The following is a 22,243-nucleotide window of genomic DNA, read 5'->3' on the forward strand; positions in this document are numbered from 1 at the left end:
CGCTGTAAGAGCGGAACCAATCGAAGCCGTTACCGAAGGAATGGATATGTACTCAACCAAACGAAGCCCAAAAGCATGAGCCTCCTGCCTTACGCCTGGGCCAAATCCCAACGCATCCTCCTTCACCCGGGAACCCAGGGCCCGACGCTGACCATCTGCCCCTCGACCCCCGGCTGGTCCATCAGCGAAGTCCACCGCCAGTTCGGCCAAACCCACCTGATCCAGGTGCGCGACGACGAACTGGACGGCCTCCTGGCCACTGCCTACGCCGACACCGGCAGCGCCGCCGCCGTCGTGGGCGCCGCCGAAAACGAAGTCGATCTCGACCGCCTCATGCAAGACATCCCCGAAATCACCGACCTGCTCGACACCCAGGACGGCGCCCCGGTGATCCGCATGATCAACGCCTTGCTCACCCAGGCCGCCCGCGACGAAGCCAGCGACATCCACATCGAACCCTACGAAACCCACTCCGTGGTGCGCTACCGCGTCGACGGCACCCTGCGTGACGTGGTGTCCCCGCGCAAGGCCCTGCACGGCGCTCTGGTCTCACGCATCAAGATCATGGCCCAACTCGATATCGCCGAAAAACGCCTGCCCCAGGACGGCCGCATCGCCCTGCGCGTGGCCGGTCGCCCCATCGATATCCGCGTCTCCACCGTGCCCACCGGCCATGGCGAGCGCGTAGTGATGCGCCTGCTGGACAAACAAGCCGGCCGCCTGCAGCTGGAAACCCTCGGCATGGACCCCGCCGTCCTGGCCAAACTCGACACCCTGATCCGCCAACCCCACGGCATCGTGCTGGTCACCGGCCCCACCGGCAGCGGCAAGACCACCAGCCTCTACGCCGCTCTGGCCCGGCTGGATGCGAGCACCAGCAATATCCTGACCGTCGAAGACCCGGTGGAATACGACCTGCCGGGCATCAGCCAGATCCAGGTCAACGCCAAGATCGACATGACCTTCGCCCTGGCCCTGCGGGCAATCCTGCGCCAGGATCCGGACATCATCATGATCGGCGAAATCCGCGACCTGGAGACCGCACAAATTGCCGTCCAGGCCTCGCTCACGGGCCACTTGGTGCTCGCCACCCTGCACACCAACGACGCCGTCTCGGCGGTCAACCGCTTGATCGACATGGGCGTCGAACCGTTCCTGCTGGCCTCGTCACTGCTCGGCGTATTGGCCCAGCGCCTGGTGCGCCGGCTGTGCCCGCACTGCAAGCAGGAAGACCCGGCCGCGCCCGGCACCTGGCGGCCTGTCGGGTGCGCGCAGTGCAACCAGATCGGTTACAGCGGGCGTACCGGTATCCATGAATTGTTCTGCATCGACGACGAGCTGCGCGGGCTGATCCACCAGGGCGCCGGCGAGCAGGCCTTGAAGGCCGCCTCACGCCGCGCCGGCATGTTCAGCATGCGTGAGGATGGCGAACGCTGGGTACGCAGCGGCGCCACCGCCCCCGAAGAAATCCTGCGCGTAACACGGGACGCCTGATGAACCGATACCGCTACGAAGCCGCCGACGCCAGCGGCAAGCTGGAGTCCGGGCACCTTGAGGCAGACAGCCAGAGCGGCGCGTTTGCCCACCTGCGCAGCCGTGGCCTGACGGCCTTGCGGGTGCAGGTCGAGAACAACAGCGAGCGTGCCGGCGGTGGCAGCCGGTTCAGCGCCAAGCTCTCGGACAATGACCTGGCCTGGGCCACGCGCCAGCTGGCGAGCCTGCTCGGTGCGAGCCTGCCACTGGAGGCCGCGTTGAGCGCCACGGTGGAGCAAGCCGAGAAAAAACACATCGCCCAGACCTTGAGCGCGGTGCGCGCCGATGTGCGCAGCGGCATGCGCCTGGCCGATGCGTTGGCCGCGCGGCCCCGGGACTTTCCGTCGATCTATCGGGCGCTGATCGCGGCGGGGGAGGAGTCCGGCGACCTGGCCCAGGTCATGGAGCGCCTCGCCGACTACATCGAGGAGCGCAACAACCTGCGGGGCAAGATCCTCACGGCGTTTATCTACCCGGGCGTGGTGGGGCTGGTGTCCATCGGCATTGTGATTTTCCTGCTCAGCTACGTGGTGCCGCAGGTGGTCAGTGCGTTTTCCCAGGCTCGCCAGGACCTGCCGGGCCTGACGTTGGCGATGCTCAATGCGAGTGACTTTATCCGCGCCTGGGGCTGGCTGTGTTTTGCCGGGATCGTGGGTGGTTTCTGGAGCTGGCGCCTGTACCTGCGCAACCCCGTGGCACGGTTGAGCTGGCACAGCCGGGTGTTGCGCCTGCCGTTGATCGGGCGCTTTGTACTGGGCCTCAACACCGCGCGGTTTGCCTCGACCCTGGCGATTCTCGGCGGGGCGGGCGTGCCGTTGTTGCGCGCCCTGGAAGCGGCGCGCCAGACCTTGTCCAACGACCGCTTGAGCCAGTGCGTCACAGATGCCACCGCCAAGGTGCGCGAGGGCGTCAACCTGGCGCCTGCGCTGGCGGTGGAAAAGGTCTTTCCGCCCGTGCTGATCCACCTGATCGCCAGCGGCGAAAAAACCGGCTCGCTGCCGCCGATGCTCGAACGCGCGGCGCAAACCCTGTCGCGGGATATCGAGCGTCGGGCGATGGGCATGACGGCGTTGCTTGAACCACTGATGATCGTGGTGATGGGAGCCGTGGTGTTGGTCATCGTCATGGCCGTGCTGCTGCCGATCATCGAAATCAATCAACTGGTGACCTGACTGCTGACGAAACACGATCAAAAATGTGGGAGCGGGCTTGCTCGCGAAAGCGGTGTGTCAGTCAACACATGTCGCGCCTGATCCACCGCTTTCGCGAGCAAGCCAGCTCCCACATTTGAATCGCGTTTCTTCAAGACTATTTTCGCGCGCCCGACACGCGGGTCCCAACCTCGGGTTCCTCATTCTGTCATCTGCCCAACCCCACCACACGGCCCGTAACGCCTCCAGCCCGGTCCTCGAAATCCGCGCTGAAACCTCGCTGTCACCTCACCCCCAAACCGCTCAAAAGTGTGACCAAAACACCCGAGAATCTTTTTAAAAATCAAGCCGTTCCTCCCGAGGTTTTTTCCTTTAGCTGTCATCGGATGCTGCGAAATTTCATACCCATGGCCTCACCCCTGGGTACCCCCCGGAACACAGCCCGGGACCGAAGCCATAGCGTCATCTACCCCAACGTACAAACACGACGAAAGGAGCTTCTTCATGTTTAAGCGCAACGTTCTCGCGGTATCCATGACCCTCGCTGCACTGTGCTCGGCCCAGGCTGCCATGGCAGACATCAACGGCGGCGGCGCCACCCTGCCACAACCGCTGTACCAGACCTCCGGCGTATTGACCGCCGGTTTCGCCCCGTACATCGGCGTGGGCAGCGGCAAGGGCAAACTGGCGTTCCTGAACAACGACTACAGCCAGTTCGGCACCGGCACCAAGAACGTTCACTGGGCGGGCAGCGACTCGAAGCTGACCTCGACTGAACTGTCCACCTACGCCTCCACCAAACAAGCGACCTGGGGCAAGTTGATTCAAGTGCCTTCGGTCGCCACTTCGGTTGCCATTCCATTCAACAAGGCCGGTACCAACGCAGTTGACCTGAGCGTTGATCAACTGTGCGGCGTGTTCTCGGGCCGCATCACCACGTGGAACCAACTCCCGGCTACCGGTCGCACCGGTAACATCGTGGTGGTTTACCGTAACGAAGCCAGTGGCACCACCGAGCTGTTCACCCGTTTCCTGGCGGCCAAGTGCGTCAATGAGTCCAAGAAATTTGTGGTCACTACCAACTTCGCGGACAGCTTCGGCGTGCCACCAGGCGCCGTGCCTGCCGTCACCAGCCAAGGCGTGATGGACGCGCTGAACGCCGGTGATGGCCGCATCACTTATATGAGCCCGGACTATGCCGCGCCTACCTTGGCTGGCCTGGATGACGCCACCAAAGTGGCCAAGGTCGCCGGTGTTTCTCCAGCCCCTGATAACGTTTCCGCCGCCATCGCTGCTGTGCCCGTACCGGCTGCTGCCAACGTCGCCAACCAGAACGCCTGGGTACCGGTGTTTGCTGCCGCCGCCGATGCCAACGATCCAAGCGTCGTGCCTTACCCAAGCAGCGGTTATCCGATCCTGGGCTTCACCAACCTGATCTTCAGCCAGTGCTACGCCGACGCCACCCAGACCTCGCAAGTGCGTGCGTTCTTCACCCGTCACTTCGGTGCCAGCGCCTTGAACAGCAACGACAACGCGATCAAGGCCAACCGCTTCGTGCCACTGCCAGCTGCCTGGAAAGCCGCGATCACCAGCAACTTCGTTACCGCAACCAGCGCGCTGAGCATCGGCAAGTCTGATGTCTGCAACGCCATCGGTCGTCCGCTGTAACCCACGCTTTTACCGACCGTCAACACTCGATCAGCAACGGCCTGTGCCGTTGCTGATTTTTGCGTTTGCGGCTCGGCTATCAGCCTTACATGAACTTTCCATGACAGAAGTTCAGTCCCGCCCCTCGCCAACCGCCTAACTCCCATACGTGACGCACTTCGCCAGTTCCCCATGGGCAATAACAAAGAAGGAAGCTTCCTGATGGTCCGCTGCAAACCACCGGTCAACCTGAATGCCCAAGGCCCTGGCGGCCAGACGATCCTGCGCCTCAAACCCCTGGCCCAGGCGATTGCCTTGTTCATGGTGGCAGGCAGCGCCCACGCGGCGACAGCGTTCAGCTCCGGCTGGTTTGCCGACAAGGGTGCCTCCCAGGCGGCGACAGCGGCCCGCCTCAACGGGGCGCAGGTGCCGGGGATTCCGTCGTTGAATCAGCAGGCGCGGGCGAACCAGCAGTTGTCACGTTCCATCAGCACGCTCAACAACAGTGTCGCGGCGATTGCGGCCCAGCAGGCCGCCCAGGCCGCTGGCCGGCAAGCGGCGCTCGGCCAGGTCTCGACGATTCCCGACGGCCTCGGCAAGGGCGGCTTGCAGGTGGACAACAGCCTGACCCAGGGCTGGACCAACGCCAAGGGCCCGACCCAGAGCCAGTCCGGTGGCAAGACCACGGTGACCATCGAGCAGACCGCCGACAAGGCGATCCTCAACTGGGAAACCTTCAACGTCGGACGCAACACCACGGTCGATTTCCAGCAGCAATCGAATTGGGCCGTGCTCAACCGTGTCAACGACCCCAACGCGCGCCCCAGCGAAATCCAGGGCCAGATCAACGCCCCTGGCACAGTGATGATCATGAACCGCAACGGTGTGATCTTCAGCGGCAGCAGCCAGGTCAATGTGCGCAACCTGGTGGCGGCCGCTGCCACCATCACCGATGACCAATTCACCCAACGCGGGATCTATGTGGATGCCAACGGCACCCAGCCGACTTTCACCGACGCGGCGGGCAAGGTCGAGGTGCAGCGCGGCGCGTTGATCCAGACTCACAACCCGGCCACCTCTACCGACGCCGGTGGCTATGCCTTGCTGCTCGGCTCGGAGGTCGAGAACGCCGGCAGCATCATCACCGCCAGGGGCCAGGCCACCCTGGCCGCCGGCGACAGTTTTTATATCCGCAAGGGCGTCGGCACCACCGGCAACGACCGCTCCACCACCCGTGGCAATGAAGTGGCCACCAGCCTCAAGGCCGGCAGCACGTCGGGCAAGGTCAGCAATAGCGGCCTGATCATGGCGTCGACCGGCGACATCACCCTCACCGGGCACCAGGTGCAGCAGAACGGCGTGGTCCTGGCCAGCACTTCGGTGGATACCCGTGGCACGATTCACTTGCTCAACGCCGCCAGCGATGCCACCGGCAGCGTGACCCTAAGCGAGGGCAGCACCACGGCGATCCTGCTGGACGCCAGCGGCAGCACCGCCCTCAACAGCCAGAAGGACAACGGCCTGATCAAGCTCGACGGCTTGCCTGCCAACCTGATCACCGGCCAGTTCAACAACCTCAGCGCGGTGGCCGACCGCACTGACCAGTCGCGGATCGAGATCGTCAGCGGCGGCACTGTGGATTTGCGCAAAGGCTCGATCACCCTGGCCACCGGCGGCCAGGTGGCGGTCAGTGCCGGCCAGCGCAGCCTGGTGCGTGACGGCGCGATGATCGACGTGGCCGGCGCGATTGGCGTCAAGGTGGCGATGGAAGCCAACAACATCAAGATCAACGTGCAGGGCAACGAACAGCGCGACGCGCCCGCCAACCGTGACGGCGGGCAATTGATCAACAATGACGTGTGGGTCGACCTGCGGGACCTGGTGTTCGTCCCGGCCGGCACCAACGGCTATGCGACGGACCGCTGGTACACCGCCGGCGGGCTGCTGGAAGTCGGCGGTTACCTGGGCACCCAGGGCCACTCGGTCGGCGAGTGGATGGCCCAGGGCGGCACTGTGACGTTCACCGGCAAGGACGTGGTGACCCAGCAGGGTGCCCAGGTCAATCTGTCGGGCGGCACCGTCGATGTGCAGGCCGGCTACATCCGCCAGACCTGGCTCAAGGGGCCTGACGGCCAGCTCTATGAGCTGTCGAAAGCCCCCGGGGACATTCTCTACGCGGGGATCTACAAGGGCTTTGAAGACACCAGCGTCCGCTGGGGCCGCAGCGATTTCTACTACAACCCGCTGGTGGCCCAGCAAAGCCGCTACGAGGCGGGCTACACCGTGGGCCGCGACGCCGGCAAGCTGGTGGTGGGCACCACCAACGCGGTGCTGGAAGGCCAGTTGATCAGCGATGTATTCCAGGGCGATCGCCAGACCCAGGCACCGAATATCAACCTTGATGGTTATCAGCAGTCACAGCAGGCCATGGCCCAGCGGGCGCAGTTGATCATTGGCCAGTACACGCCGGTGTACAACAAGGCCACCGGCACCTTGCGCTACGCCTTGACCCCGACCATCGACCAGGTGCTGATCGAGGGCAGCACGCAAAAAATCGCCGACGGCCTGGACCTGGCCACTGCGCTGCCGACCGAACGCCAGGGCAAACTGGTGCTCGACAGTGACCAGCTCAATGGCTACCGGTTGGGCGCGATCAAGGTCGGCGCAAAGCAGCAGATTGACGTCAATGGCGCACTCAAGGTGGCTGACGGCGGCGACATCACCCTGTTCGGCCCCGTGGTTTCAGTCAATGCCAACCTCACGGCCCACGGCGGCAGCATCAACGCGGGCAACCTGCTGAATCAGGTCGACCTCAATCGCTCCAATGTCGTTGGCGATGTGATTCTGCCGGGTATCGGCCGGCTCGATATGGCCGCCGGAGTCAAGCTGGACAGTTCCGGGCGCTGGAATAATCTGGCGCTGGACCCTTCGGCCACTGACGGGGTGGCGTATATCAACGGTGGCAAGGTGTCGTTGCGCAGCTCCGGCGACGTGAACCTCGCGGCGGGCAGCCTGGTGGAAACGTCGTCCGGGGCGACCATCGGCCTGGATGGCAAAGTCCGGGGCGGCAAGGGCGGCGACGTGACCGTGGGCGCACTGGGGGCTTTGGGCCTGGGCGCCGAGATTCGCGGCTATGGCGTCAGCGCAGGCGGCACCCTGACCTTGCAGGCCAACAAGGTGCAGATCGGCCAGAGCCCGCAGGCGCCGGATGCCAAGACCTTGCAGTTGGCCGGGGATTTTTTCAACAAGGGTTTTTCGGCCTATGACATCACCGGCAACGAAGGATTGCTGGTCGCCGATGGTACTCAGGTGGATGTGAACGTGCCGGCCTACCGGCTCTCGGAGCAGGCCGCCACGACACCGGGCGACGGCGACGCGGCCAGCGTCATGGAACGCTGGACCCCGCCGCTTTACCAGGAAGACGCCAGCAAGGGCGTACTCAACCAACGCCGTGGCGCCAGCCTGACCCTTTCCGCCGGCCACCTGGAGTCGCCTGCCGAGCAACTGCCGACAACCGCGCTGGTGGTCGGCAAGGGCGCGGTGATCCGCGTCGACCCGGGCCAGTCGATCAACCTGCGCAGCATCGGCCAACTGACGGTCGACGGCACGCTCAATGCCTGGGGTGGCAGCGTCAACCTGAACGGCCTGACCACGCGTGCGTTCGAGCCGGCCAACGCGGTTGGCCACGGCCGCTCCATCTGGCTGGGTGAAAACGCACTGATCGATGTCGCCGCCCGGGCCGCGACTGCCGTGGACAATCGCGGGAGCCAATACGGGTTGGTCCGTGACGGCGGCAAGATCAGCATCGGCGGCGAGATCAACCTGAGCACCGGCACGGTCACTGCCAGCGACCTGTTTGTGGTGGTACGCGAGGGCGCCCGGCTGGACGCGTCGGGCACGCAAGCGGTGTTGGATGTGCCGGGGCAGGGCGCAACCCGGGTGGCCAGCAATGGCGGCAGCATCAGCCTGGCGTCCAACAATGGCTTGTACCTGGACGGCAGTCTGGTAGCCCGGGCCGGCGGTGCCGGCGCAGCGGGCGGCAGCCTGAACGTAGCGCTGGACAGCCCGTATTACACCAAGAGCAGTGTCACGGATCGCGTGCTGAAGGTGCGTGAACTGGTGCTCGGCCAGACCCATCAGGCCCACACGCTCGCCGGCACCGCCGCCGACGCGGCCGACAGCCTGGAATACGGCCACGCTCGCCTGGGCGTCGACCAGGTCAGTGCGGGCGGCTTCGACAACCTGGCATTGATGAGCAACGGCCTGTTGAGTTTCGACGGCGATGTGTCCTTGAACATGGGCCAGAGCCTGCGCCTGTACAGCGGTGCCTTCAACCTCAGTGAGGGCGCGGCAGCCAATGCCCGGGTGAATCTGTCGGCACCGTCTCTGCTGCTGTCCGGCATGGATTCGCCGGCCCGGGAGTTCTACGTGAACCCGGTGTCGGTGTTGCCGTTACCCTCGCTGCGCGCCACCGAGGCGCAGTTCAATGCCAGCGGCAGCTTGATCGATGTGCGCGGCAGCGTGTTGTTTGGCAGCAAGGGCAAACTGCGCCAGGCCGACGACAGCCTGGTCGGCCTTGAGCGTCGCGGCTTTGATCAGGTCAACCTGACCAGCCAGGGCGATCTGCGCTTCCTGGCGGGTGCGAACCCGGACGGCGTGGCCTTGAGGGTCAGCACCCAGTTATTGACCCAGGGCGACATGACCTTGCGGGCGGCGCAGTTGTATCCGGCCACGGAGGTCGGTGCGCGGGTCATTGCCGGCTACCTGAGCGAATTCAATAGCCTCAACATCACGTTCGACCCGCTGCGCACCCTGACCATTGGCCGTACCGGCAACACGGATGCCGCGGTGCCTTACTCGGCATTCGGGCGCCTGCAACTGGGCGCCGCGACGGTGCGGCAGGGCGGTGTGGTGCGGGCGCCCCTGGGGTTGATCGATATCGGCAGCATGGGCAGCAGCCAGGTGCATTTGCTGCCGGGCAGCGTGACCTCGGTGAGCGGCAGGGGCCTGGTGCTGCCGTATGGCGGCACCCTGGACGGGCAGGTCTATAAGTACAACGGCAAGACCGTGACGTTTGTCGGCCAGGGCGGGCTGGTCAACCAGGACGCGGAACTCAGCGTCGGGGTGATTCTCGGCGGCCAGTCGGTGCAGGTGCAGCCTGAGGCTACCCTGGACCTGTCGGGCGGCGGCGAATTGCTGGGGGCCGGTTTCGTTTCCGGGCGCGGAGGCTCTACGGATGCGCGCTACAGCCCACTGGTGCAGTTTGGTGCCAATGGCGGTTTTGTGTTGCCGGGCCTGGGCACCAACCCGATTTACGCCATCGTGCCCGGGGTGCAGCCTGGCTCGGCGCCGGTGGCACCGGAGAAAGGCGCAGTCGATCCGTTGGTGGGCCAGCAGGTCACCATCGGCGCCGGAGTGCCGGGGCTGCCGGCGGGTACTTATACCCTGATGCCGTCCACCTACGCCTTGATGCCCGGCGCTTTCCGCGTCGAGATCAACGGCCTGGCCGGGCTCGGCAGTGATGCCGCCACCCAGCGCATGCGCAATGGCTCCTGGTCCACCGCCGGGCGCTTGTCCATCGCCAACACCGGGATCGGCAGCAGCGTTGCCAGCCAGTTGATTCTGACCTCGGCCGATACCTTGCGTCGCTATTCCCAATACAACGAAACCAGCTACGCCCAGTTCGCCATGGCCGACGCCGCGAAACAGGGTGTGCCACGCCCGATGCTCGCTGTCGACGCCAAGACCCTGAAACTGGCCTTGCGGCCGGGGGGCGGCGCTGATGCGTTTTCGTTCCAGGGCATAGGCCGTTTTGAGGCCGCGGCGGGTGGCTATGGCGGCGCGGTGGCGGTGATTGATCCAGGCAAACTGGGTATTGAAGTCGTCGCGGCGGGCAGTTCCGCAACCAGCGGTTTTTCCGGCATTACCTTCAACGATGAGAGCCTCAACGCCTTGGGAGCCTCGCGTTTGATGGTGGGGGGGATGACGGCAGTTACGTATGGCCAGTCCGGGAATTACATCGTCCTGGCGGGCGGTACGAGTCGGGCCAACAGCACCGTCACGCTTCGGGAAGGTGTGACGCTCGCAGCGCCGGAAGTCTTTTTGTTGAGTGACACCAACGCGATCGTCCTGGAGCAGGGCGCATCCATCAACACCATCGGCCGTGGCAAAGCCAGCTACGACGCTCGTGACGGTTTTATCTACAAAGTCACCAATATGCTGGCGGCGTCCAACGGCTTGCTCAATGTCATTGCATTCAATACGACGGTGCCGAGCGGCGGGATCAGCATCGGTGTGTGTGACACGGGCCTGTGCAGCGGGCAAACCGGGCTGTACTCCGAAGGCAGCATCGTGGCGTTGACCAACAATACCTTCCAGTTGGGCGACCAGGTGCGCTACGGCACCCGTCACCTCAACCTGGGGGTCAACACCATTAACCTCGGCAGCGCCCAAACCCTGGCCGCGGCCGCTGCGGCCAATCAGTTGCCGGCTGGCCTGACACTCACCCAGGCGCTTCTTGATCGCCTGCTCAAAGGTGATTCACAGTTCGGTGCGCCGGCGCTGGAAACCCTGCAGCTCTCGGCGCGGGACAGTTTCAACTTCTACGGCAGTACCTCCCTGGACACCTATGACCCACTGACGGGTAAGTCGCGGCTGAGCAACCTGATGCTCTCCACTCCGGCGATCTACGGTGCCGGTGCCGCTGGCGACGTGGCCAACATTCATACCGCCAACCTGATCTGGCAGGGCGCGACCACCCCACCGGGCTCGGTGATCGCCGGCGGGGCGGGTACTGGCAGCGGGCGCCTGGATATCAACGCCGAGCGTATTGAGTTCGGCTACGGCGCCTTTGCCCAGACCAACACCGTGAGCAGTTTCGATCGCCTGGCTTTGGGCTTTGCCAGCGTGAACCTCAATGCCAGCGAGCGCATTACCGCCAACCACAAGGGCAGCCTCTCGGTGTATCAGAGCCAGGGCGCCTATGACCCGGTGAAGGGCTTCCAGTACAGCGGCGGCGACCTGAATATCCTCACCCCACTGATGACCGGCGAAGCCGGTTCGGTGAACCGCATCACCGCAGGAGGGGCGATTGATATTGCAGCGTCCGCGGGGGCGCGTGGCAAGGCCGACGGCCAGGGCGCCGAACTGTCCCTGCAAGGCGACAGCATTCGCCTGGCCACGGCGGTAGTGCTGCCCAGCGGCAAAGTCAGCCTGGGCGCCCGGGGTGATGTGGTGCTGACGGATGCGGCGTTGATCGACGTGGCCGGTGGCGCCACTGTGTTCAACGATGTGACCCAGTACGGCGCGGGCGGCACGGTGCTGCTGGACAGCCGCAGCGGCAACATACTGCAGGCTGCCGGCTCGACCATCGACCTCTCGGCCAAAAACAACCAGGCCGGCAAACTGCGGGCGGTTGCGGTGGACGCGGCGGGCGGTATCGTCGACCTGCAAGGCACGATCCTCGCCGGCAGCAGTGGCTATTACGATGCGGGCGGGACCACGATGCCTTATGAGGCCGGTACCGTGGAAATCCAGGCCCAGCGCCTGGGCAGCAGCGGTTCACTGGACCAGCAGTTCGCCGACCTCAACCAGCGCCTGAATCAAGGCCAGGTGTTCGGCACACGCAGCTTCCAACTCAAGCAGGGCGACTTGACCATCGGCAATGGCCTCAAGGCCGGCACCGTCAACGTCTCCGTGGACAACGGCAGCCTGCGGGTCACCGGCCTGGTGGACGCCAGTGGCGAGCGCGTCGGCAGCATCAACCTGGCCGGCAAGCACGGCCTGACGCTGGACGGCGGCGCGGTACTCGACGCCCATGGCAGCAAGCTGCGGGTGGACAGCTACGGCAAGATCATCGACTCGCCCAACCGGGCCATGGTGGTGCTCGGCTCCGGCACCGGTCAACTGACCCTGGCCGATGGCGCACGCATCGACCTGCGCCACGGCACCGAGGCGGTCCAGGGCAATGACGGGCGCAACCGCGGCACCCTGGAACTGAATGCACCACGGCTGATCAACGTCGATGGCACCAGCAACGACATCAACATCGATGCCCATGGCCGCCTGACGATCCAGGGCGCGCGCTCGATCACCCTCAACGGCATGATCAGTTACGACGATGCGCCACTGGTCACCGATTCGACGGCCAGCGGGCGGCCTTACCAACAGATCGACCAGGCCTACCTGGATGGCAAGCATGTGCTGAGCACGGCCTTTATCAACGGTGCATTGCTCAACCAGAACCTGCTGCAAAACAAGCTCGCCGGGCTTAACAATGCAACCTACGCCGATGCCTTCCACCTGCGCCCGGGCGTGGAAATCGTCAGCAAGACCGCGGACGGTGACCTGGTGGTGCAGGGCGATCTGGACCTGTCCGGCTACCGTTACGCCAGCCTCAACCCCAACAGCCAGAAAACCTCGGTGTATGGCTCCGGTGAGTCGGGCAGCCTGACCCTGCGCGCCGGTGGCGACCTGAATATTTACGGCAGCATCAACGACGGTTTTGCGCCGCCACCGCAGACCGTCGATGACAAGGGCTGGGTGTTGTTGCCGGGCATCGACTTTACCGGCGGCACGATCATCGTGCCGGGTAACGGCATCACCCTGGCGGACGGCACGACCTTCCCGGCGGGCACCGTGCTCAACTACGACCTGCCGATCAAGGCCGTGGGCGTGGCCGCCGGTACGCGCTTGCCGACCCGGGCGACGCTGAACCAGGACCTGACGCTGCCTGCCGGTACGGTATTGGCCGCAGCGGTGTTCGACAGCGCGGGCAATGTGCTGTTTGCCGCAGGCACGTTATTGAGCCAGGCACACACCCTGGCGGCCGGCTCACAGCTGGACGCCGGCAGCCTGCTGACCCAGGACACCCGGCTCGGGGCGCTGACCTGGCCCAAAGGGGTGCCGTTGCCGACGAACTACGAGGCGCTTAACCCGACGCAAAACTACGTGACCCTCAATGGCGACATACCGCTGCCGCGCGGCGCGTTGATTCCTTCCGGCACCAACGTCAAGTTGCCGGGCGGGGCTGAGTCGGTGGCGTTGCGCCCGGAAGTGGCGGGGCGCCAGGGCAAGCTGTGGGCCCTCTCGCCGATGCTGGCCGAAGGTTCGCAATCCTGGTCGCTGCGGTTGGTTGCAGGTGCTGACACCGAGGCGGCCGACAGCCGCATCCTGCAAGCCCATCCGCGCAGCGGCGACCTGCGTTTGGCTGACAGCCACTACGGCATGTTTGCCAAGGAGATGCCCGCCAAGGGCAAGTTGACCTGGACCGCCTTCGCGGTGGAGGACTTTGCGGCCAATGGGGTGGTGGTCAAGGAAGGCGACCCGATCGACCAAAAGATCCTCGATGATTTCGGCCTGGGTTCGATTGATGATTTCTGTGGGGGCAATCCGGCGTACTGCGCCGTGAAAGTTGGCTATGTCTGGACCGAATTCGGCGCCAAGGACCTGGCGGACAACGGGATTATCGTCACCGTCGGAACGCCGATCGAGCAAAGCATCCTGGACCAGTTCGGTATCCCGTCCATCGATGAGTTCTGTGCAAGCTCGCCCGCCTACTGCCAGGCCCAAAGCGGCAAAGAGTATGCGGCGACCCCCTCCAGCAGCCGTTTCAGTGTGATTCGCACCGGTACGGGCGACCTCGAACTGCTCAGCGCCGGCGACTTGAGCATGGACTCCCTGTACGGGGTCTACACCGCCGGTACATCGTCCACTGCAACCGGTGCCAGTGACCCCTACAGCCAGCCCAAGGCGCTGAACAGCGCGAAGACGGTGCTGAACGATACCAACAGTTATTTTGAACAGTTCGTCAACGGCTCATCTGACAGCCTGTACCGTGCCTGGTACCCGGAGGCAGGGGGGAATTTGAGCGTGAACGTGGGGGGCAACCTGACGGGGAATATCCTGGGAGGCGTCTTCAACCCAAGTCGGCCCAACCCCCTGGATAACGGCATCGACTCCGCCGATGTGGCCAACTGGCTGTGGCGCCAGGGCAGCGGCACGGTGAACACCGGCGGGCAGGCGCAGCCGACGGCCTGGTGGATCAATTTCGGGAGCTATACCGCCAACGCCTCCAAGGCTGATGCGTTCGTCGGGTTTACCGGTTTCGGCACCCTCGGCGGCGGTGACGTGGATGTACAGGTAGGCGGGGATGCCGGTGTGCTTCGGCGCATGGACGGCAACCCAATGTCGGCCTCTGCCAACCCGCGCAGCCAGGGGCTGGTGCTGGCGGTCGGCAGTACCGGGCGGGTTGCCGGTGATGGCAGCCTGCAGTTGACGGGCGGTGGTGATCTGCGGGTGCGTATCGGTGGCGCCCTGAACCCTGGCAGCGTGGTTGATGTAAACGATCAGAACGGCCAGTTGGTGAATATCCGGGGCAATGTCCAACTGCAAAGTGCGACCACGGGCCGGATCGACCTGACCTACGGCAGCAACAGCTCTGAGCAGAGCCCGGGCGAAACCCGCGCATTCGATCCGTTCCAGGCGACCCGTGGTCGGGCAGTGGGGGGTATCACCCTGGTGCCGGGGGATGCCACATTCAACCTGACGACATTGGGTGACCTGGTGCTGCAGCAAGTGATTGACCCGGGCCGTGTCGTCCTGCTGAACAACTCATCGTTTACCCGTGGCGGGACGAGTGGGACCGGCGAAAGTTGGTTCTCGTTGTGGACCGGTCACACGGCAATCGACCTGTTTTCAGCGGGGGGCAACTTGACGCCATCTGTCTCCGCCGCAGCGTCCGACCTGGCAACCGTCTACCCATCGATCGTTCGAGCGACGGCGGCTGGCGGCAGTATTTATTACGGTAACGCCGTCCTGGGGTACCAAGCCGATACGAGTCCGATAAATGCCTTGGTGCTCGCCCCCGGTGCCAGCAGCCAGTTGCAATTCCTGGCCCATGACTCGATTTATGCGGGCGGTATGTTTGTCACGCCTTCCGGGGCCGACCCCAGCATCATGGCCACACCTTGGCGGCCGGCGTTCGTCGGGACCATTGATGGTCAGGTGGTTGCCGATGGCAACAATCTGTCGGAGAACGGTAGCTCGTCGGGTTCCATTCCGCGTCCTTTGTTTGCCTTTGGCTCCGCCACGGCGTCGGCAGCCGCTTACGCGCCAACGGAACCGGCGCGGTTCTATGCCTTGACCGGCGATCTGGTGGGGGTCAGCAGCGGCCGGACCCTGACGTTCAATTCTTCCCCCACGTTTTTGCATTCGGGGCAGACCTGGTACGAGGGCAACGGGCCGGTTTGGATGATGGCGGGGCGAGACATTGTCAGCAGTGGCAGCCGTTTTAATACGGCCCCCGGTGCGGTCAGCGAGCAGTCGACCGGCAACCTGTTCATCCACAACAACCCCACTGACATCTCCATCGTCTCCGCCGGGCGCGACATTCTGTACAGCAACTTCCAGGTTGCCGGTCCTGGCCTGCTGGAAGTGACGGCGGGCGGCAATATCCTGATGTCCGGGCGTGACCCGGCGAAGGGCGGCGAAGTCAGCATCACCAGCCTGGGCCCGGTGGTCGCGGGCGACAACCGCCCTGGCGCAGGCATCGTCATGCAAGCTGGCGTCGGCCCCAACGGCCCGGATTACCGGCGCTTTGTCGAGGCCTACCTGGACCCGGCCAACCTCGTCCAGCCAGGCGAAGCCCTGTCGATCCAGGGCGGCAAGGTCGCCAAGACCTATGAGAACGAACTGGTCACCTGGCTCGCCGAGCGCTTCGGTTTCGTCGGCACCCGCGAGCAGGCCCGCGCGGTTTACGCCGCACTGCCCGCTGAACAGCAACGGGTGTTCGCCCGTGATGTGTACTTCGCCGAACTCAAGGCCGCCGGCCGTGAGTACAACGCGGTGGGCGGTGTGCGCCAGGGCAGCTATGTACGGGGGCGTGCAGCGATTGCCGCGCTGTTCCCGGACAAGGACGTGGCCGGCAACCCGATCACCTACAAGGGCGATATCACGTTGTTCGGCGGCTCCGGTGTACACACCAATTTCGGTGGCTCGATCCAGATGCTCACCCCGGGCGGTGGGCAGACCTTCGGCATCGAAGGCGCGGCACCGCCGTCCACCGCCGGTGTGATCACCCAGGGCGCCGGCGATATCCAGCTGTATTCCATGGGCAGCATCCTGCTGGGCCAGAGCCGCATCATGACCACCTTCGGCGGCTCGATCATGGGCTGGTCCGGCGAGGGCGACATCAACGCCGGTCGCGGATCCAAGACCACCGTGGTGTACACGCCGCCCAAGCGTGTCTACGACAACTGGGGCAACGTGACCCTGTCGCCGGCGGTGCCGAGCACTGGGGCGGGGATTGCCACCTTGAACCCGATTCCCGAAGTGCCGGCCGGAGACATCGACCTGATCGCCCCGCTGGGCACCATCGATGCGGGTGAAGCGGGGATTCGGGTCTCGGGCAACATCAACATTGCCGCGTTGCGCGTCGTTAATGCCGCCAACATCCAGACCCAGGGCAAGTCGTCCGGGGTGCCGGTGTCGGCGGCGGTAAACACCGGGGCCATGACCTCGGCGAGCGCAGCCGGTGCGGCGGCGTCCCAGGCGGCGGAAGATGCCGCGCGCAGCCAGCAGGCGGCGGCCAAACAGGGCCGGGCGTCGATTGTCACGGTGGAAGTGTTGAGCTTTGGCAGCGAGCCAGTTGAGCGCAAGCCGGAGGACGGGCAGAAGACCTCGGGCTACAACCCCAACAGCCCGGTGCAGGTGCTCGGCGCCGGACCGTTGAGTGACCAGGCGCGGGCGCGGTTGACGGATGAGGAGCGCCAGCAGATCAGCTTGTAGTTTTAGAAAAGGACCTCTCGTTGTATTTGGGGCGATCATTGATCGCCCCTTTTTTTCGTCTTGGGGCCCCGGCTTTTCCCGGTGGATGGTAGCGCGGTCGAGCCGGTAGTCACTGAAGCCGGGATGAGTGATATCTCGGCCACCAAGTGCGAGCTCTATCACCCTGATCTGTCAGGCCAGGAGCTGGAGGAGATCAAAAGTACGATGCGCTCAGCATTGGAAACCTACAGCGTTTCACAACTTTGGTCGGTGGCATGGACTGAGTAAATTGGTCAGGCGCTTCGCTCGTGAATTATTCAGCCAGTTGTTTGAATTGCCTCGCCAACTCCAACACGACTCGGCCGCTATTGGCGGTAGGCACCAAATGGGTAAACGGAATATCGATCATCCGATTCTCCCGCACCGCCCGCAAACGCGACAGCACCGGGTCGGTGGTCAGCAACTGACGTTTGCGGCTGGCCGGTGACCACAGCGCATCTGCCAGTAAGATCACATCCGGGTCACTCATCAGCAGGGTTTCGCTGCTCACGGTGACGCGGTATTGGTTGATCCCGGCAAATAAATTGCGCGCACCAGCAGCCGCCACCAACGTGGTGACAAAACCACGCCGACCCTCGCTGTCCAACCCGTTGACCTCACTGTCCAGGTAAAACACCGACAGCGGTTTACCCTCACTAGCCAGCGCCTGGGCACTGGCCAGGTCGGCGTCCATGGCATCGCTCAACGCCCGCGCCCGTGGCTGTTTATGCACCAGGGCGCCAAGGGTGAACAGGTCGTTGCGGATATGCCCGAAGTAATCCAGCGAATGCCCGTCGCACGCCGACTCCAGCAAGTACGACGCCACTCCGTTGCCGGCCAGGCCGGTGCGTGAGGTGACGCCAGTGCCAAATGCGCTGGCGAAACCACCGACCACCAGATCCGGTTTCTGCGCATAGAGCACTTCGCTGGACGGGTACTTGGGCGCAATCACCGGCACGCCGAAATACTCGCCGTGTCGGTGGGCCACACCGTTGTCATCCAGATACGCCACGCCCACCAAGGCCGGGCCGACATCCAGCGTCAACAGCAGGTCTGCGGCATGCTGGTTGAGGGCCACGATGCGCGAAGGCGGTGAGTGGGCGGCGGTCCAATCCTGGTTGCAGTTGCGATAGCTGTCGGCCAATACCGATGGCGCGCAGAGCAGGGCGCCCAGCAGCAGCCACGAGGCCTTCATGGGCGCTCCTTGATCAGCAGATCCTCAACGACTTCGCCGCCCACCAGATGCACTTCCACCAGCCGTTGCACGTCTGCGTTGCTGTGCACGCCGTACCAGCACGTGTCCGGGTACACCGTCACGATTGGCCCCAGGTTGCACGGGAACTGGCAGTGGGTGCGTGTCAGCAGCACGCCGCCAGGCTTTTCGATGCAGTCGTGTTGCAGCAGGTGGCGGCGCAGGGTTTTCCACAGTTGCAGCGCGCCACGCTGCGTACAGCGTGGGCCAGTGCACAGGAACACGTGACGGGCGTGGTCAGGCACGTGGGACCAGTCCGGATGAGTTTCCACGGGCGTACTCATCAGAAGCGATACGTGTAGCGTACTTCGGAGGTGAACGGCCGCCCGAGGTTGTCGACGTTGCTGGCGCGGCTGGTGACGTAGTCGCGGTCGAACAGGTTCTCTACCAGCAGGCTCACGCGGTGTTGGTGGGCGTTGTCGAGGTAGCGATAGGCGTCGGCATCCACCACGGTGTAGTTGCCGTATTCGACCTTTTTCGAGCTGACGATATCGCCGATGTAACGCACGGAGGTGCCGGCGCCCCACAGGCGGTCCGCCGATTCATAGCCGACCCGCGAGCGGGCGAAGAAGCCCGGGATATCGTTGATGGTGACACCCGCACGGGACTCGGTGAGGTTGCGGGTCATGTCGGCCTGCACGCTCCATTGTTCATTGAGCTGCAGCTTGGCGTCGGCCTCGAAACCACGCATCTGGATCTGCCCCTGGCCGTTGACCCACTGGATATCGTCCAGGGTGATCAGGTCGGTGATCTTGCGTTTGAACAGCGTGACGCTGGCGCTGAAGTCCCGGGCCAGCAGGCTGCCCTTGTAGTCGACGCCCAGTTCGGCGTTGCGGCTCTTCTCCGGCTTGAGGTTGCGGTTGCCTTTTTCATCGTCTTCGTTGACGAACAGTTGCTCGGCATTCGGCAGTTTGTAGGCAGTGCCGTATTGGCCGCGCAGGGCCCAGTTGTCGTTGAGGTCGTAGAGCGAAGTGAGCATGCCGACGGTGGCGCTGTCGCCGCCGCTCATGGCTTCGTGGCGTACGCCGATGCTCGGGTGCCAGTTCGGCAGGGCTTCGATAGTCGGGCGCAGTTGGGTGTACAGCGCGTGGGCCTGGGCCTTGTTGTCGTCGATGATCAATACATCGTCCTGGCCCTTGAACCACTGGTTATCGGACCCGAATACCAGCACGTGCTCGCCGGGCAGCACGGCCTTGCCTTCGGCCTGCACGCCCCAGTCGGTGAAGCCCCAGTAGTCGTTGTGGTTGATGACCCGGGTGCCGCCGCCTTCGATATTGTTGATGCGGGTATAGCGCGTGTCCCAATCGTTGATATGGCCTTTGACGAAGTAGCTCAGGCGCTCGTTGAGGGTTTGCTCGAAGGTGGCCGTGGCGATCTGTTGCACGCGGTCGTTGGTGGTCTTGTGGTTGTCCACCGGGCGGGCGAAATCGAGGTTGGCGTCGGCGTACTGGTAAAACAGCTCAAGGCGCGTGTCATCGCCAAACGACTGGATCGCCTTGGTGCCGAAGGTGGTGACTTCGTAGGAGCGTTTCTTGTCGCTGACGTTTTTCATGTCGCGGTTGCGAAACGGCTGGTAGCCCTCGGAGGCGTTGCGGCTGACGTAGGCCAGCAAGCCGAGGTCGCCAAATCCGTTATTGAAAATCTTCTCGACCCGGGCGTCGCCGGTGGTGCCGCCGAAGGTGTCTGCGCCCAGGTTCACCTCGCCGGACGCCTCGCGGGTTTGCGGGCTGCGGGTAACGATGTTGATCACCCCCGACACCGCCTGGGTGCCGAACAGCAGGCTCTGGCCACCCTTGAGCACTTCGATGCGCTCGATGGCGTTGGCGGGCAGGGTGTCCAGGTACAGGCCGCCGTACAGGCGGTTGTTCAGGCGCACGCCGTCCAGCAGGATCAACGTGTCATCGTTGCGCCCGCCCAGCAGGGAATAGGTGCCGTAGTCGAACGGACCGTTCTTGGGGGCCACGTACAGGCCGGGGATGAACATCTGCATCACGCGCGACACATCGGCGGCGGGGCCGGCGCGTTCGATCTGTTCGCGGGTGACGATCTCGACCTTGCTGCCGTACTGGGCCATGTCGGCCACGGTAGTGGATTCCACCGACGGTGCGGAAATGATCTGCTGCTTGAGCTCAAGGGGAGGGTCGTCGGCCAGCAGCAGGGGGCTGAACAGGCAGCCGAGCAGCAGGCTGGGCACGGACGTATTGTAAGGTCGAATCATAGTCTTCTCGGAAAAGTATCTTTCGCGAAAAGCACGCACGAGTAGGCACCGAGCACACGCCAATACCGGCCCATGCCCGCCCACCGCAGGATTTTGCCAAACAGAATTCCAGGCCGGTCTCCGGGCTCACGCGTATGGACACCTTCACCTTCCCATGGCGCGCAGGCCACAGTGGTGTGTCGAAGGGGTCACGCGTCTACCGTTGCGGGGGCAGCACCGGACTGGCTCGAAAAGAGCGGCACCGGTTTCCCGTTTCACCCCATGCACGGCGGCATGAGGCACCTGAAACAGGCCGGCATCTGAACATTCGAAAGACCGTTCGTCAACTTGGCGGGTACTTTTCCGGCGGTTGCCAGGGAAGCGACTGACGGATATTGCCAGAAAATTCCCACAGGAGTACAAATGTACTCCATGAAGAATCTAACGCCCCGCCGTACCGCCATCCTGACCTTTATCCGCGACCGTATCGCGCAGCAAGGCCAGTCCCCCAGCCTCGCCGAGATCGCCGAGGCGTTCGGCTTTGCCTCCCGCAGCGTGGCGCGCAAGCATGTGCTGGCGCTGACCGAGGGCGGCTTTATCGAGGTCAACCCCAACCAGGCGCGCGGCATCCGCCTGCTCAATCAACCGGCGCGGCCGGAGCTGCTGGATATTCCGGTGCTCGGCCGGGTGGCCGCCGGTTTGCCCATTGGCGCCGATGCCGAAGTGCACAACCGTCTATTGCTCGACCCGGGCATGTTCGCGAAAACCCCGGATTACCTGCTGCGGGTGCAGGGCGATTCGATGATCGAAGATGGCATCCTCGATGGCGACCTGGTGGGCGTACGCCGCAGTGCCGAGGCCTTGAACGGGCAGATCGTGGTGGCACGCCTGGACGGTGAAGTCACCATCAAACGTTTCGAACACGTGGGCGAGCGCGTGCGCCTGCTGCCGCGCAACCCCGCCTATCAACCCATCGTGGTGCGGCCCGATCAGGACCTGGCCATCGAAGGGGTGTTCTGCGGCCTGGTGAGGCAAGGCTGATGGGCGCCGTCGTTGCACTGGACTCGCTGTTCAATGGCGGCCGGGTCTGGAAAGGCCGGCCCGCCGCGCCGCCGGCCAGCGTCCATCCCACCGGGCTTGCGGCCCTGGATGCGGTGCTGCCCAGCGGTGGCTGGCCGGAAGCGGCGTTGAGCGAAATCCTCATGGCCAAGGAAGGCGTGGGCGAGTTGCAGCTGGTGTGGCCGACCCTGGCACGGTTGGCGGCGGCCGGTGAGCGCATCGTGCTGGTGGCGCCGCCCTACACGCCGTACCCCCACGCCTGGCAAAACGCCGGGGTGGATGTGCGCCAGCTGTCAGTGATCCAGGCCGATGAACGCGATGCCTTGTGGGCAGTGGAGCAATGCCTGCGTTCCGGCAGCTGTGGCGCGGTGCTGTGCTGGCCGCGCAAGGCCGATGACCGCGCCTTGCGCCGCTTGCAGGTGGCGGCGGAAACCGGCCAGACCCTGGCCTTTGCCTGGCGCTCCTTGAACGAGGCCATCAACCCGTCACCGGCCGCGTTGCGCCTGGCGGTTGAGGCGAGCCCGGCGCAAGTGCGGGTGCTCAAGTGCCGGGGTGGCCTGGCCCATCCCGCGCCCATTGCGCTTGGGCACTGAGGTTGGC

General features: G+C 64.4%; 9 protein-coding genes and 1 riboswitch. Of the genes, 6 read left to right on the forward strand and 3 right to left on the reverse strand.

The annotated features are described in order from the left end of the window. The first annotated feature begins 75 nt into the window (after positions 1–75). The 4 genes from gspE to HX807_RS10045 all read left to right on the forward strand — a co-directional run bounded on the left by gspE (position 76) and on the right by HX807_RS10045 (position 17,117). Positions 76–1,494 carry a type II secretion system ATPase GspE gene (gene gspE, locus HX807_RS10030; RefSeq protein WP_177049826.1) on the forward strand — a complete coding sequence of 473 codons (1,419 nt, stop codon included), beginning with the start codon at positions 76–78 and terminating at the stop codon, positions 1,492–1,494. Then, positions 1,494–2,705 carry a type II secretion system inner membrane protein GspF gene (gspF, locus tag HX807_RS10035; protein ID WP_177049829.1) on the forward strand — a complete coding sequence of 404 codons (1,212 nt, stop codon included), beginning with the start codon at positions 1,494–1,496 and terminating at the stop codon, positions 2,703–2,705. Before gspE ends, gspF begins: the two co-directional genes overlap by 1 nt. A gap of 483 nt (positions 2,706–3,188) precedes the next feature. Continuing rightward, positions 3,189–4,352, forward strand: coding sequence for a substrate-binding domain-containing protein (locus tag HX807_RS10040; RefSeq protein WP_087694713.1), 1,164 nt, complete (start codon positions 3,189–3,191; stop codon positions 4,350–4,352). Between the two features lie 201 nt (positions 4,353–4,553). Further along, a complete protein-coding gene (locus HX807_RS10045) occupies positions 4,554–17,117 on the forward strand; it encodes a filamentous hemagglutinin family protein (RefSeq protein WP_177049831.1) in 12,564 nt (4,187 codons plus the stop codon). A gap of 292 nt (positions 17,118–17,409) precedes the next feature. Here the strand turns inward: HX807_RS10045 and HX807_RS10050 are convergent, their stop codons facing one another. Genes HX807_RS10050 through HX807_RS10060 form a run of 3 tightly spaced genes read right to left on the reverse strand, consistent with a single transcriptional unit; the run spans position 17,410 to position 20,605 of the window. Next, positions 17,410–18,330, reverse strand: coding sequence for an ABC transporter substrate-binding protein (locus HX807_RS10050; RefSeq protein ID WP_003210477.1), 921 nt, complete (start codon positions 18,328–18,330; stop codon positions 17,410–17,412). Next, positions 18,327–18,659, reverse strand: a complete 333-nt coding sequence (locus tag HX807_RS10055; RefSeq protein ID WP_003210478.1) for a ferredoxin — start codon at positions 18,657–18,659, stop codon at positions 18,327–18,329. The genes HX807_RS10050 and HX807_RS10055 overlap by 4 nt, the downstream gene beginning before the upstream one ends. An 11-nt stretch (positions 18,660–18,670) precedes the next feature. Next, entirely contained in the window at positions 18,671–20,605 is a 1,935-nt protein-coding gene (locus tag HX807_RS10060; protein ID WP_003210480.1) for a TonB-dependent siderophore receptor, read from the reverse strand. 93 nt (positions 20,606–20,698) lie between these two features. Beyond that, positions 20,699–20,906, reverse strand: a riboswitch (cobalamin riboswitch). A 101-nt stretch (positions 20,907–21,007) separates the two neighbouring features. Between HX807_RS10060 and lexA the strand changes: the two genes are divergently transcribed. Beyond that, positions 21,008–21,625 (forward strand): transcriptional repressor LexA, encoded by a 618-nt coding sequence (gene lexA, locus HX807_RS10065; protein WP_003210482.1) that lies wholly within the window; start codon positions 21,008–21,010, stop codon positions 21,623–21,625. Next, positions 21,625–22,236: a translesion DNA synthesis-associated protein ImuA gene (gene imuA, locus HX807_RS10070; protein WP_008432576.1), complete on the forward strand. Its 612-nt coding sequence runs from the start codon at positions 21,625–21,627 to the stop codon at positions 22,234–22,236. The genes lexA and imuA overlap by 1 nt, the downstream gene beginning before the upstream one ends. Positions 22,237–22,243 lie beyond the last annotated feature (7 nt).

This window comes from Pseudomonas sp. D8002 (genome assembly GCF_013385695.1).
In the GTDB taxonomy this organism is placed as follows: Bacteria; Pseudomonadota; Gammaproteobacteria; order Pseudomonadales; family Pseudomonadaceae; genus Aquipseudomonas.

What these genes read in the sequence shown, in the direction of transcription:
- HX807_RS10045 (WP_177049831.1), top strand. Translation starts at nt 4,554, where the DNA reads ATGGTCCGCTGCAAACCACCGGTCAACCTGAATGCCCAAGGCCCTGGC.
- imuA (WP_008432576.1), top strand. Translation starts at nt 21,625, where the DNA reads ATGGGCGCCGTCGTTGCACTGGACTCGCTGTTCAATGGCGGCCGGGTC.
- lexA (WP_003210482.1), top strand. Translation starts at nt 21,008, where the DNA reads ATGTACTCCATGAAGAATCTAACGCCCCGCCGTACCGCCATCCTGACC.
- HX807_RS10060 (WP_003210480.1), bottom strand. Translation starts at nt 20,605, where the DNA reads ATGATTCGACCTTACAATACGTCCGTGCCCAGCCTGCTGCTCGGCTGC.
- HX807_RS10050 (WP_003210477.1), bottom strand. Translation starts at nt 18,330, where the DNA reads ATGAAGGCCTCGTGGCTGCTGCTGGGCGCCCTGCTCTGCGCGCCATCG.
- HX807_RS10040 (WP_087694713.1), top strand. Translation starts at nt 3,189, where the DNA reads ATGTTTAAGCGCAACGTTCTCGCGGTATCCATGACCCTCGCTGCACTG.
- gspF (WP_177049829.1), top strand. Translation starts at nt 1,494, where the DNA reads ATGAACCGATACCGCTACGAAGCCGCCGACGCCAGCGGCAAGCTGGAG.
- gspE (WP_177049826.1), top strand. Translation starts at nt 76, where the DNA reads ATGAGCCTCCTGCCTTACGCCTGGGCCAAATCCCAACGCATCCTCCTT.